This window comes from Micromonospora sp. A200 (assembly GCF_029893845.1).
Lineage (GTDB): Bacteria > Actinomycetota > Actinomycetes > Mycobacteriales > Micromonosporaceae > Micromonospora > Micromonospora purpureochromogenes.
This window is the reverse complement of record NZ_JARXXY010000010.1, coordinates 1-12,973: the sequence shown is the minus strand read 5'-3', so window position 1 is coordinate 12,973 and position 12,973 is coordinate 1. Positions and strand designations below refer to the sequence as shown.

Here is a 12,973-nt window from a genome sequence, read left to right as displayed (position 1 = left end):
CCGGCGTCCCCGCCAGGGGCTCCGGACCACCGCCGCTTCCGTAGCCGGGCCCGCTCCGGCGCCGCACGCCGCCTCGTGATCGACTCCAGGTCGGCGAGGTGGCGGCATCGTCGGCACCGGGACACCGCCACGTCGCCGACCTGGAGTCGATCACGAGGCGGCGTGCCGGAAACGACAGCGGGCCCGGCGCGTGGTGCGCCGGGCCCGTCCGTCGTACGCGGGGACTAGCTGTCGCCGCCGGTCTCGCCGACCGGGGCGGCGGTGACGTCCTCGAGGGCGTACTTCTTGGCCGCCTCGGCCGGCGTGTTCGCCGGCACCGTGCCGCGCAGCGCGAGCTGCCGCAGCGTCGCGACCGCCACCGACTCGGCGTCGACGTGGAAGTGCCGGCGCAGCGCGTGCCGGGTGTCCGACATGCCGAAGCCGTCGGTGCCGAGCGAGGTGTAGTCGCCGGGTACCCAGCGCGAGATCAGGTCCGGCACCGCGCGCATCCAGTCGCTGACCGCGACCTTCGGCCCGTCGGCGTCGGCCAGCTTCTGCTGGATGTACGGCACCCGCGGCTCGCTGCCCGGGTTGAGCAGGTTGTGCTCCTCGCACTCCACCGCGTCGCGGCGCAGCTCGGTCCAGGAGGTCACCGACCAGACGTCGGCGGCCACCCCCCAGTCCTGGGCGAGCAGCTCCTGCGCCCGCAGCGCCCACTGCATGCCGGTGCCGGAGGCCAGGATGTTGGCCTTCGGCACGTCCCCGCCCACCTCGGGCGCCGGGGAGTAGCGGTAGATGCCCTTGAGCAGGCCCTCGACGTCCACGCCGGCCGGCTCGGCCGGCTGGAGGATCGGCTCGTTGTAGACCGTCAGGTAGTAGAAGACGTTCTCCTGAGCGTCCCCGTACATCCGGTGCAGGCCGTTCTCCAGGATGTGCGCGAGCTCGTACGCGAACGCCGCGTCGTAGGCGACCACCGCCGGGTTGGTGGCGGCGAGCAGCAGCGAGTGCCCGTCCTCGTGCTGCAGACCCTCACCATTGAGCGTGGTCCGGCCGGCGGTGGCACCGAGCAGGAAACCGCGGGCCATCTGGTCCGCCGCCGCCCAGAGCCCGTCGCCGGTGCGCTGGAACCCGAACATCGAGTAGAAGATGTACATCGGGATCATCGGTTCGTCGTGCGTGGCGTACGACGAACCGGCCGCGGTGAACGAGGCGACCGAGCCGGCCTCGTTGATCCCCTCGTGCAGGATCTGCCCGCCGGTGGCCTCCTTGTACGACAGGAAGAGCTCCCGGTCGACCGAGGTGTAGCGCTGGCCGTGCGGCGAGTAGATCTTCGCCGTCGGGAAGAGCGAGTCCATGCCGAAGGTACGGGCCTCGTCCGGGATGATCGGCACCCAGCGCTTGCCGAACTCCTTGTCCTTCATCACGTCCTTGAGCAGGCGGACGAAGGCCATCGTGGTGGCCACCTTCTGCTTGCCCGAGCCGCGCTTGACGTCGGCGAACCGCTCCGGGCCTGGGATGGTCAGCCGCTTGGTGCTGGTCCGCCGGGACGGCAGGTAGCCACCGAGCTGCTGGCGCCGCTCCTTCAGGTAGGCGATCTCGTCGGACTTCTCGCCGGGGTTGATGTACGGCGGGAGGTACGGGTTCTCCTCCAGCGCCTTGTCTGGGATGTCCAGGTAGAGGCGGTCGCGGAAGAGCTTGAGGTCCTCCAGCGTCAGCTTCTTCATCTGGTGGGTGGCGTTGCGGGCCTCGAAATGCGAGCCGAGCGTCCAGCCCTTGATCGTCTTTGCCAGGATCACCGTCGGCTGGCCGGTGTGCTCCATCGCCGCCTTGTAGGCCGCGTAGAGCTTCCGGTAGTCGTGCCCACCCCGCTTGAGGTTCCAGATCTCATCGTCGCTCAGGTGCTCGACCATCTTGCGGGTCCGCGGGTCGCGGCCGAAGAAGTGCTCCCGGACGTACGCCCCGGACTCCGCCTTGTAGGTCTGGTAGTCGCCGTCGGGCGTGGTGTTCATCAGGTTGACCAGCGCGCCGTCGGTGTCCGCCGCGAGCAGCGGGTCCCACTCCCGGCCCCAGACCACCTTGATCACGTTCCAGCCGGCGCCCCGGAAGAACGCCTCCAGCTCCTGCATGACCTTGCCGTTGCCGCGGACCGGTCCGTCCAGCCGCTGGAGGTTGCAGTTGATCACGAAGGTGAGGTTGTCGAGCTCCTCGCGGGCGGCCACGCCGATCGCGCCGAGGGTCTCCGGCTCGTCCATCTCGCCGTCGCCAAGGTAGGCCCAGACGTGCTGGTCGGAGGTGTCCTTGATGCCCCGGTGCTGCAGGTACCGGTTGAACCGGGCCTGGTAGATGGCGTTCAGGCCGCCGAGCCCCATCGAGACGGTGGGGAACTCCCAGAAGTCCGGCATCAGCCGCGGGTGTGGGTACGACGGCAGCCCGCCGCCCGGGTGGGACAGCTCCTGCCGGAACCCGTCGAGCTGGTCCTCGCTGAGCCGCCCCTCCAGGAACGCCCGCGCGTACATGCCGGGGGAGGCGTGACCCTGGTAGTAGATGTGGTCGCCGCCGCCAGGGTGGTTCTTGCCCCGGAAGAAGTGGTTGAAGCCCACCTCGTAGAGCGAGGCGGAGCTGGCGAAGGTGGAGATGTGCCCGCCCACGCTGATCTCCGGGCGCTGCGCCCGGTGTACCAGCATCGCCGCGTTCCACCGGATGTAGGCCCGGATCCGCCGCTCGATGTGCTCGTCACCCGGGAACCACGGCTCGCGCTCCGGAGCGATGGTGTTGATGTAGTCGGTGGTGGTCAGCGACGGCACCCCGACCTGGCGCTCGCGGGCCCGCTCCAGCAGGCGCAGCATGACGTAGCGGGCGCGTTTGGTTCCGCGCTCGTCGATGACACCGTCGAGTGACTCGACCCATTCGCCGGTCTCTTCAGGGTCGATGTCCGGAAGCTGGCTCGGCAGACCAGCGGTGATCACCGGGCGCTTGCGTTCCGTAGCCACAGGCGTTCCCTCGGTTGTGTGTGGGATAGGTCTCTAGCGCCATCCTGCCCCCTGGTGGCACCCGTCGTCACGTCTAGCTCCCCCAGACGCGACGCTCAACACAGGTACCCGTCAGTAACTTTGCGCAACTGGCCGATGCGCTAGTCGACCGGGCGCTTGTCCGCCGTCCCTACCCTTCGGGCATGCGATGGCGACTGGTGCTCCTGGGGCTCGTGACGGTCGTCGCCGGCGTGGCCGGCATGGCGGTGGGGCTCGCCGGCCTGCTGGCGGGGAGGCCGGAGATGGTGGGGTTCGTGGCACTGGGCGCGCTCGCGCTGCTGCTCGTCGTCGGACTGGCCCGCGACGCCCGCCGTCCCCGCCGCCGGTCCCGCGCCGACGACGCGGCGGCCGGCTGGTACGCGGCGGGGCCGTACGGGGACGCCGGCGCGGACCCCGGCTGCGACGTCCCGGACCCCGGCCCGTCGGACTCCGGCTGGAGTCCGTCGGAACCTGGCCCGTCGGATTCCGGCCGGGGCGGCGGCTCTGGCTTCTGGAGCGGGTCCGGTTTCTGGGGCGGCTCCGACGGTGGGTCGGGTTCCCACAGCGGCTCGGACGGCGGCGGATCGAGCTGGGGCGGCTCGGACGGCGGAGGCGGCGGCAGCTGCTGAGCCGGTGCGGCAGAATGCGCGGTATGCGCAGTGAGGTGATCACCGTCCGGACCGGGTCCCGGCCGACCGTCCAGGACATCACCGCCGAGGCCGAGCGGTTCGTCGCCGGCCAGGGCGACGGGCTGCTGCACGTCTTCGTGCCGCACGCCACCGCCGGCCTGGCGATCATCGAGACCGGCTCCGGCTCCGACGACGACCTGCTGCGCGCGCTGGACGACCTGCTCCCCACCGACGACCGGTGGCGGCACCGGCACGGCTCGCCGGGGCACGGACGCGACCACGTGCTCCCGGCGTTCGTGCCCCCGTACGCGACCCTGCCGGTGCTCGACGGCCGCCTGGCGCTGGGCACCTGGCAGTCCCTCACCCTGGTCGACAGCAACGGCGACAACCCCACCCGCCAGGTCCGCTTCTCCTTCCTCCCCGCCTGACCCGCGTCCCCGTCCCCGGGCCGCCTCGGGGACCCTCTTTCACGGAAAGAGTGGCCATCCCGCGCGGAATGGCCACTCTTTCCGTGAAAGTGCGCCCAGAGGGGTGCGCCCGGAGGGCGCCCCGGGGAAGGGGTGGGGGTCAGGGACGCGAGGTTTCCGTCTCGACCGTGTACCGGTCCTGGTCGATGCCGGGGGCCAGGCGGGCGGTGGGCGCGGGAGGCCGGTCGTACGTCTGGTGCAGCCCGGGCACCCGGTCCTCGATCACGAACGAGGCGCGGGTGTACGCGGGCGCGTCCGGCCGGCTCACGTACGGCAGCACCGCGAAGTCGGCCTTCAGCTGGCCGGGGGTGATGGTGGTGCGGACGAAGCCGCGCAGGTTGTTCTGGAAGCGCAGGTGCGGATTGGTCGTCAGCCACGGGTGCGAGCCGCTGGCGGAGTCGAAGCCGTCCCCGCCCGAGGTCACCGAGGAGCAGACCAGTTCGCTGCCGACCGTCCGCGAGGTCGGGTCGGCGTAGTCCAGCTTCAGGTCGCTGGCCCAGTGCGCGTGCACGTCCCCGGTGAGCACCACCGGGTTGCGCACCCCGGCGGCGACCCAGCCGCGGGTGATCCGGTCCCGGGAGGCGACGTACCCGTCCCAGGCGTCCATGCTGGTCACGGTGACCGGCCCGGCGTCCCGGTCGCGCTGGGCGAAGAAGACCTGCTGGCCGAGGAGGTCCCAGCGGGCCTCGGAGCGGCGGAACCCGTCCAGCAGCCAGGCCTCCTGCTCGGCGCCGGTGATCGACCGGGCCGGGTCGGCCGCCGCCGCGCAGTCGCGGTAGCCGTCCCCGCAGGCCTGGTCGTCGCGGTACTGCCGGGTGTCGAGCAGGTGGAAGGTGGCCAGCCGGCCCCACCGCAGCCGCCGGTAGAGCTGCATGTCGATGCCGCGCGGCACCGAGCTGCGGCGCAGCGGCATGTTCTCGTAGTACGCCTGGAAGGCCGCCGCCCGCCGGGCAGGGAAGTCCGGGTCCGGCGTCTCGGGCACCTCGTCGGCCCAGTTGTTCTCCACCTCGTGGTCGTCGAAGACCACCGCCCAGGGAGCGACCGCGTGCGCGGCCTGCAGGTCCGCGTCGCTCTTGTACTGGGCGTGCCGCTGCCGGTAGTTGGCCAGCGTGCGGGTCTCCGGGCCCTCGTGGCCGCGCGGCCGGTTCGGCCCGAACTCCCGCGCGTACTCGTACTGGTAGTCGCCCAGGTGCAGGATGAGTTCCGGCTCCGTCTCGGCCAGCCGCCGGTACGCCGTGAACCAGCCCTGCTCGTAGTGCGAGCAGGAGGCGAAGCCCATGGCCAGAGCGGCGGGCAGGGTCCACGGCGCCGGGGCGGTCCGGGTCCGCCCGACCGGTGAGGTGTGCCCCTCGGCCTGGAAGCGGTAGAAGTACTCCCGGCCGGGCAGCAGACCGGCCAGCTCGACGTGCACGCTGTGCGCCGATTCGGGGCGGGCGGTCGCCGTGCCCCGCCGGACCACCTGCCGGAAGCGTTCGTCCGCGGCGACCTCCCAGCGCACCTCCACGGACCGGCGGGGCATCCCGCCGAGGCCGTCCTCGGCCAGCGGCTGCGGCGCCAGCCGGGTCCACAGGACGAAGCCCTCGTGGTCGGGGTCGCCGGAGGCCACGCCGAGGGTGAACGGCCAGGCCAGCCGGCGGAACGTGGCCCCGCCGACCGGTCCCGCCGAGTGGTCCGCGCCGGCGGCCGCGGCGGGCGGGCCGGTTGTCGCGCCGACCGCGCCGAGCGCCGCGCCGGTGATCAGGACAGCACGTCGGGACAGTGCCATGTTTCCTCCCCAGGGTCCGGTTCCGTACCGGCCCGGGAAGCGTCGCGAGCGTGCGTGACCGTCAGGTGACGCCCAGCGCCACACCCCGCCGACACTTGAGGAACAGCAGGGCGTCCACCCCCGGTGATCACGACGTTGGCGGCCTGCCGATCCTCCTGACGTCGCCAACCTCGTGATCGACCGGGGCTGGCGGGTCAGGCGGTGGCGGCGGCGAGCTGGGTGACGCGGATCTTGGTGACGAGGGCGTCGAGGAGGGCGCGCAGCAGCGTCTCGGTCGTCTCGTCCTTGACCCCGCCGTCCTCGGTGAGCTTCTCGTGGGCGTTCGTGACGATGATCTCCGGCTTGGTGACCACCGCGGAGTCGGTCCAGAGGAAGAGCTGGCGCAGCTGGAGCTGGGCGCGGACGGTGCCCATCCCGGTCGGCGCGGCGCCGACGATGGCGATCGGCTTGTGGGCCAGCGGGGAGACCCACGAGGTGATCGGGAAGCTGGGGCGCGACGCCCAGTCGAGGGCGTTCTTCAGCACGCCCGGTACGCCGTAGTTGTACTCGGGGGTGGCGATGAGCAGGCCGTCCGCCGCCGCGATCCGCTCCCGCAGGTCCAGCACGGCCGCCGACGGCTCGGGCTCGACGTCCTGGTTGAACGGTGGGATCGCGCCGAGGCCGGTGTACTGCTCGATGGTCAGGCCGGCCGGGGCGAGCCGCTGCGCGGCCCGGATCAGCGCGGTGTTGAACGACGCCTCGCGGAGGCTGCCGGAGATGGCGAGGACGGTGAGGTCGGACATGGTGGAGCCTCTCGGTCGCAGATGCGTGAGCTTGCCAATAGTAGAGCCGCTCAACTATTTGCCCGCAAGTAGGATGTGAGACATGACGCAGAGCACCGTTCCCACCGGATCCGACCTGGGCGACCGCTCCGGGCTGGCCGGGGACGCGGTGCGCCGGATCATGCACATCGCCTCCGCCATCCGGCACTACCAGGACGTCGAGGTCGGCGAGCTGGGGCTGACCCCGGCGGCGGCCCGCGCCCTGCACGAGCTGGACCCCGACCGGCCGTTGCCCGCCCGGGACCTCGCCGAGCAGTTGCGCTGCGACCGGTCCAACGTCACCGCGTTGGTCGACAAGCTGGAGCAGGCCGGCCTGGTCGAACGCCGGGTCGACCCGGCCGACCGGCGGCAGAAGACGCTGGTCGTGACGGATGCCGGCCGCCGGATGCGGGAGCGGGTGCACCAGGTGATGAGCGACTCACGACTGCTCGCCGGCCTGAGCACCGACGAGCTGGCCACCCTGCGCGAACTGGTCTGGAAGGTGTCCGACGGCGGCTGCCCGGAGCAGTGCGGCCCGGAGTGAGCCCGGCCGGGCGGATCGTGTCCGAGTGGGCGACCCTGGCCTCCGTCGGTAATGCTGATCGACGTGACCACCGCGCAGCATCTCGACGACCGGTTCCGGGAGAGCCTGGGCGCGCTGCCCGAGCCCGAGCGGCGACGTGACCCGGCGCAGCCGGTCCGCGACGGCGTCGCGCTGACCGGGCACCAGCTGCTCGCCCTCTTCGACGCCCAGGTCACCAGCCGCCAGCTCGACCTGGCCGGCCGCTGGCTGCGCAGCTTCGGGGAGGGCTTCTACACCATCGGCTCGGCCGGGCACGAGGCGAACGCCGCCGTCGCCGCCGCGCTGCGTCCCACCGATCCGGCCCTGCTGCACTACCGCTCCGGCGCCTTCTACTGCGCCCGCGCCGCCCGGGCCGCCGGCGAGTTCCCGGCCGCCGACGGCGACGACGAGGCCACGCCCACCGCCGGCGCCCCCGAGCCCGCCGGCGCCCCCGATGACGCCACGTCGCCGGTGGTGGGTGACGAGCCGTCCGACGAGCGGACGGCCCGCCCGGAGTCGTCCCCGGTCGGCGGCGCACTCATGGGCGCGGCCGCCTACCAGGTCGGCGCGGACGGCACCGCCGAGGCGGTCCCCGCCCCCACCGATCCGGTCGCGGACCCCACCGACGACCCGGCTGCCGGTGGCGGCGCGACCTCGGGCGGCCCGGCGTTCGGCGCGGTCCAGCCGGACGCGTACGCCGCCGCCGCGCGGGACGTGCTGCGCGGGATGGTCGCCTCGACGCGGGAGCCGCTCGCCGGGGGCCGGCACAAGGTCTTCGGCCGGGCCGACCTGGCGGTGGTGCCCACCACCTCCACCATCGCCTCGCACCTGCCCCGGGCGGTCGGCCTGGGCCTGGCCCTCGAGCGGCTGCGCCGGGTGGAGACGGCCGGCCGTCGGGACGTCGCCGCCGCCCCGCCGCGCTCGCCCTGGCCGCGCGACGCCATCGTGGTCTGCTCCTTCGGCGACGCCTCGGTCAACCACGCCAGCGCCACCGCCGCGCTGAACACCGCCGGCTGGTACGACCACACCGGGCTGCGCATCCCGGTGCTCTTCGTGTGCGAGGACAACGGGCTGGGCATCAGCGTCCGCTCGCCGCAGGGCTGGGTCGAGCGAACCCTGCGGGCCCGGCCCGGGCTGCGCTGGTTCGCCGCCGACGGCGCGGACCCGGTCGAGACGTATCGGGTGGCTGCCGAGGCGGCGGCCTGGGTGCGCCGGCACCGGCGGCCGGCGGTGCTGCATCTGCGCACCGTACGGCTGCTGGGGCACGCCGGCGCGGACGCGGAGAGCGCCTACCGCAGCGCCGCCGAGATCGCCGCGGACGAGGCGCGCGACCCGGTGCTCGCCACCGCCCGGCTGCTGGTCGACGCGGGACTGGCCACCGGCGGGGAACTGCTGTCCCGGTACGACGAGCGCGGCTGGCAGATCCGCCGGATCGCCGAGGAGGTGCTCGACGAGCCCAAGCTCGCCACGGCGGCCGAGGTGGTGGCCCCGCTCGCGCCCCGCCGGCCGGCCCGGGTCGCCGCGGCGGTGGCGGAGGTGGCGGCGCGGGCCGGCGGGTCGGGGGCCGGCGCCCGCGTCGAGGCGTTCGGCGGGAAGCCGCCGGAGCTGGCCGGCCCGCTCACCCTCGCGCAGAGCATCAACGCGGCCCTGGCCGACGGGCTGCTCGCCCATCCGCAGCTGGCGGTCTTCGGCGAGGACGTCGCCGCCAAGGGCGGGGTGTACGGGGTGACCAAGGGGCTGCGCGAGAAGTTCGGCCCGGCGCGGGTCTTCGACACGCTGCTCGACGAGACCTCCGTGCTGGGGCTGGGCCTGGGGGCCGGGCTGGCCGGGCTGCTGCCGGTGCCGGAGATCCAGTACCTGGCGTACCTGCACAACGCCGAGGACCAGCTGCGCGGCGAGGCGGCCACCATGCAGTTCTTCTCGCAGGGGGCGTTCCGCAACCCGATGGTGGTGCGGGTGCCGGGGCTGGCGTACCAGGAGGGGTTCGGCGGGCACTTCCACAACGACAACTCGGTGGCCGTACTCCGGGATGTGCCCGGCCTGGTGATCGCGGTGCCGGCGCGGCCGGACGACGCCGCGCCGCTGCTGCGCACCTGCCTGGCCGCCGCGGCGGTGGACGGCAGCGTCTGCGTCGTCCTGGAGCCCATCGCGCTCTACCACACCCGCGACCTGTACGAACCCGGCGACGGCGAGTGGCTGGGGCAGTACGCGGAGCCCGGCGGGTGGACGGCCGGGCACGTGCCGATCGGCCGCGCCCGGGTCTACGGCGTCGGCTCGGCCCAGGATGTCACCATCCTCACCTTCGGTAACGGGGTGCGGATGTCGCTGCGGGCCGCCGCCGTCCTGGCCGACGAAGGGATCGGCACCCGGGTGGTGGATCTGCGGTGGCTGGCCCCGCTGCCGGTGGCGGACATCATCCGTGAGGCCTCGGCGACCGGCCGGGTGCTGGTGGTGGACGAGACACGCCGGTCCGGCGGCGTCGGCGAGGGGATCATCGCGGCGCTGGTCGACGCCGGATATGTGGGTGCCGCGCGGCGAGTAGCCGGAGTCGACTCGTTTGTACCATTAGGTCCGGCCGCCCGTCAGGTTCTGGTCTCCGAGGAAGCCATTACCCAGGGTGCCCGTACGCTGCTGGCACGGTAAATTCCGTTCCACCCGGTGCGCCACTTGCGCGTGGGCCCGCAACTGTGTGGACTTTGCCTGACGGCGTCGCCCGACGCCGCGAGCAGGGATGAGATGAGGAGGCACGCGACAGTGAGCGCGACCGCAGGTCAGGCCGCCGACGGGGTACGCAGCCTGGCGGACCGGTTCGGGATCGAGCCGGGGATGGTCGTCATGGAGATGGGGTACGACGACGACGTCGACCAGGATCTCCGCGACGCCCTGACCGACCGCTGTGGAGATCTGGTCGACGAGGACACCGACGAGGTGGTCGACGCGGTGCTGGTCTGGTACCGCGACGGCGACGGTGACCTCTTCGAACTCCTCGTCGACGCCCTCGGCCCGCTGGCCGACGCCGGAGTCGTGTGGCTGCTGACCCCGAAGGCCGGCCGGGACGGGCACGTCGAGCCGAGCGAGGTCGCCGAGTCGGCGCAGACCGCTGGGCTCCAGCAGACCTCGACGATCAACGCCGGCCGGGACTGGAGTGGTGCCCGCCTGGTGCTGCGGCGGGGGTCCAAGGGCAAGAAGTAGTTCCGCCGCCTGTGGCCCGCCGGCGGTCGCCGCCGGGTGTGGCAGGCTGTTCCCACCTCCAGACTCAACCCAAGGAGCTCGCATGCCCATCGAGGTTGGCGCCGAGGCGCCGGACTTCGTGCTCAAGGACCAGAACAACCAGGAGGTCCGGCTCTCGGACTTCCGGGGCAGGCGCACCGTGCTGCTGGTCTTCTACCCGCTCGCCTTCACCGGCATCTGCCAGGGCGAGCTGTGCGAGGTGCGGGACAACCTCAACGAGTACGTCAACGACGACGTCCAGGTGCTCACCGTCAGCGTCGACTCGGTCTACAGCCACAAGATCTGGGCCGAGCGGGAGGGTTACCAGTTCCCGCTGCTGGCCGACTTCTGGCCGCACGGGGCGGTCGCCCAGGCCTACGGCGTCTTCAACGACGTCGCCGGCATCGCCAACCGGGGCACCTTCGTCATCGACAAGGCCGGCGTCGTCCGGTTCGCCGAGATGAACATGCCGGGCGAGGCGCGCGACCAGGAGGGCTGGCGCAAGGCCCTCGCGGAGGCCGTCGCCGCCTGACGCCCGACAGCCGCTAACCGGGCACACCGTTCGACCGGGCCGGAGGCCGGCAGGTAAGCTTGCCACCCTCCGGCCCGCCGTACGGGGCGTTCCGGGCGCGTAGCTCAGTGGGAGAGCACCCGCCTTACAAGCGGGGGGTCGCAGGTTCGAAACCTGCCGCGCCCACCACTCACCGCAGTACGAGATCCAGTGCGAGCCAGTCGGCCAGCTCCCTGAGCTCGCCCTCGACGGCGGCGGTCACGGTCCGGTCGAAGGCGACGTCCTCGTGGATCGCGTCGACCCGGAGAGCCCTTCCGCCCGGCGACGGCGACCTCGCCCCGCCGCACCATGAACTCCAGCAACTGGGTGACGTTGCGGTTGTTGGTCCACCCGCTCGACTTCCACGGCACCGCGCAGGTGTCCGGAAGGTCGCGTGACGGCAGGGGCCCCATCGCGCCGAGCCGGTCGAGGATGTCGCGCCGACACGCGTCGTTGGCCCGTACCCAGTCCCGGTTGGCCTCCTGCCAGTCGCGCAGCTCCCCGCGCCCGGGCCACTCGGCCATCTCCGCGCGGTAGAGGGCCAGGTCTTCGGCGGGCCGGATCATCGCCCCGAAGCTCGAGCAGGGTCCGGTCCGCCAGGGCCGCCTCCAGCTCGGCGGGCGAGTACGACGACCCGAGGCGACTCCACGCCACGAGATCGGCGCTCGGCGCGATGGCGGCGGTCGGGTCGATCTGGAGCAGCGTCAGGCGGCGCACCAGGTCGGGCAGGTGGGCCGGCCGCGAACTGTCCAGGAGCTGCGCCCGCACGGCGATGCGGCGCGCGTCGATGCGGGAGAGCTCGTGGACCGCCACGAACCGAGGCTGGACGACGGGTCCGCGCGGCGTCGTAGGGCGTTGTCAGGATGGGGGCGGCACGGGGACGAACGGGAGGCACCGCCGGTGAGCTACGCGGACGTCAACGGTCTGCACCTCTGGTACGAGACGCACGGCAGCGGCCGGCCGCTGGTGCTGCTGCACGGCGGGTACGGCGCGGTGGAGATGTTCGCCCCGGTCCTGCCCGTCCTCGCGCAGCGGCGGCAGGTGGTCGCCGTCGACCTGCAGGGGCACGGGCGCACCGCCGACGTCGACCGTCCACTGCGGTACGAGACGATGGCCGAGGACGTCGCCGCCCTGCTGCGGCACCTCGACCTGCCCGGCGTCGACCTGCTCGGCTACTCCCTCGGCGGCGGGGTGGCGCTGCGTACCGCGATCCAGCATCCCGGGCTCATCCGGCGGCTGGTGCTGGTCTCCACCCCGTGCCGGCGGCAGGGCTGGTATCCCGAGGTGCTCGCCGCGATGGCCGGCCAGGACGGGCGGATCGGTGAGCAGATGCGGGGCACGCCCCCGCACGAGCTGTACGCGCGGGTCGCGCCCCGCCCCGAGGACTGGCCGCGGCTCTGGGCCAAGGGTGGCGACCTGCTGCGCCGCGAGTACGACTGGTCGGCCGAGGTCGCCGCCCTCACCGTGCCCACCATGCTGGTCTACGCCGACGCCGACTCGATCCCGGTCACCCACATGGCGGAGTTCTTCGGGCTGCTCGGCGGCGGCCGGCGGGACGCCGGCTGGGACGGCACCGACCGGCCGGCGTCCCGGCTGGCCGTGCTGCCCGGCCTCACCCACTACGACATCGTCGCCGCACCGGCCCTGCCCGCCGCCGTCCTGCCGTTCCTCACCCACGAGGTCCGCGCACCGCAGTGAGCGACCCGGCCGGCTCCGGCCCCGCTCGGGGCCGGTCCCGGCTCCGATACCGATCACCGCCCCGGGTGACCGAACCCGAGCTGATGGGCCGGGTGACCGTTGAGCGGGTGATACCTCAGAGGTATCAATATGCCGCTGAGGTATCACGCTCGTGGTTCCGTCCGCCCCCAGCACCGTGGCGGGTGGGGGGGGCCCGGGCCCCCCCCCCCCCGCCCCCCCCCCCCCCCCCCCGGGGGCCCGGTGTCTGCCCCCGGCGCGGCCCGCCACCCCCCCCCGGCGGCTCGCGCGGGGTGGCCCGCGCCCGG

General features: G+C 73.2%; 9 protein-coding genes, 1 tRNA gene and 3 pseudogenes. 9 read left to right on the top strand and 4 right to left on the bottom strand.

Features of this window, described 5'->3' with window-relative positions; genetic code table 11:
• Positions 1 to 224: 224 nt before the first annotated feature.
• Complete coding sequence (aceE, locus tag M2302_RS11825; protein ID WP_348529417.1) at positions 225 to 2,969, bottom strand: pyruvate dehydrogenase (acetyl-transferring), homodimeric type; 2,745 nt, start codon at positions 2,967 to 2,969, stop codon at positions 225 to 227.
• A 182-nt stretch (positions 2,970 to 3,151) separates the two neighbouring features.
• On the opposite strand from aceE, the gene M2302_RS11820 reads away from it, so the two are divergent.
• Together M2302_RS11820 and M2302_RS11815 are read left to right on the top strand one after the other, a co-directional pair.
• Positions 3,152 to 3,616 carry a hypothetical protein gene (locus M2302_RS11820; RefSeq protein WP_280837965.1) on the top strand — a complete coding sequence of 155 codons (465 nt, stop codon included), beginning with the start codon at positions 3,152 to 3,154 and terminating at the stop codon, positions 3,614 to 3,616.
• Between the two features lie 23 nt (positions 3,617 to 3,639).
• Complete coding sequence (locus tag M2302_RS11815) at positions 3,640 to 4,044, top strand: YjbQ family protein (protein ID WP_280837964.1); 405 nt, start codon at positions 3,640 to 3,642, stop codon at positions 4,042 to 4,044.
• Positions 4,045 to 4,183: 139 nt separating this feature from the next.
• Here M2302_RS11815 and M2302_RS11810 read toward each other — a convergent pair whose 3' ends face one another.
• Both M2302_RS11810 and M2302_RS11805 read right to left on the bottom strand, forming a co-directional pair.
• Positions 4,184 to 5,848, bottom strand: coding sequence for an alkaline phosphatase D family protein (locus M2302_RS11810; RefSeq protein WP_280837963.1), 1,665 nt, complete (start codon positions 5,846 to 5,848; stop codon positions 4,184 to 4,186).
• 194 nt (positions 5,849 to 6,042) lie between these two features.
• The gene (locus M2302_RS11805) at positions 6,043 to 6,630 is read right to left on the bottom strand and encodes an NADPH-dependent FMN reductase (protein WP_280837962.1); all 588 of its coding nucleotides are present in this window, start codon (positions 6,628 to 6,630) and stop codon (positions 6,043 to 6,045) included.
• 82 nt (positions 6,631 to 6,712) lie between these two features.
• Here M2302_RS11805 and M2302_RS11800 point away from each other — a divergent pair, with 82 nt between their 5' ends.
• The 6 genes and pseudogenes from M2302_RS11800 to M2302_RS11780 all read left to right on the top strand — a co-directional run bounded on the left by M2302_RS11800 (position 6,713) and on the right by M2302_RS11780 (position 11,120).
• On the top strand, positions 6,713 to 7,192 hold the full coding sequence (locus tag M2302_RS11800; RefSeq protein WP_280837961.1) for a MarR family winged helix-turn-helix transcriptional regulator: 480 nt from the start codon (positions 6,713 to 6,715) through the stop codon (positions 7,190 to 7,192).
• Positions 7,193 to 7,243: 51 nt separating this feature from the next.
• A pseudogene (locus M2302_RS33110) lies at positions 7,244 to 7,582 on the top strand (transketolase); the annotation flags it as partial.
• A gap of 321 nt (positions 7,583 to 7,903) precedes the next feature.
• Positions 7,904 to 9,853: pseudogene (locus tag M2302_RS11795) on the top strand (transketolase C-terminal domain-containing protein); the annotation flags it as partial.
• Between the two features lie 111 nt (positions 9,854 to 9,964).
• Positions 9,965 to 10,402 (top strand): DUF3052 domain-containing protein, encoded by a 438-nt coding sequence (locus M2302_RS11790; protein WP_154942662.1) that lies wholly within the window; start codon positions 9,965 to 9,967, stop codon positions 10,400 to 10,402.
• Between the two features lie 82 nt (positions 10,403 to 10,484).
• Positions 10,485 to 10,952 (top strand): peroxiredoxin, encoded by a 468-nt coding sequence (locus tag M2302_RS11785; RefSeq protein WP_210776123.1) that lies wholly within the window; start codon positions 10,485 to 10,487, stop codon positions 10,950 to 10,952.
• Positions 10,953 to 11,045: 93 nt separating this feature from the next.
• Positions 11,046 to 11,120 (top strand) — tRNA-Val (locus M2302_RS11780).
• Positions 11,121 to 11,203: 83 nt separating this feature from the next.
• Here M2302_RS11780 and M2302_RS11775 read toward each other — a convergent pair.
• A pseudogene (locus M2302_RS11775) lies at positions 11,204 to 11,494 on the bottom strand (crosslink repair DNA glycosylase YcaQ family protein); the annotation flags it as partial.
• 376 nt (positions 11,495 to 11,870) lie between these two features.
• Between M2302_RS11775 and M2302_RS11770 the strand changes: the two are divergent.
• Positions 11,871 to 12,668: an alpha/beta hydrolase gene (locus tag M2302_RS11770; protein WP_280837959.1), complete on the top strand. Its 798-nt coding sequence runs from the start codon at positions 11,871 to 11,873 to the stop codon at positions 12,666 to 12,668.
• The last annotated feature ends 305 nt before the right edge of the window (positions 12,669 to 12,973 follow it).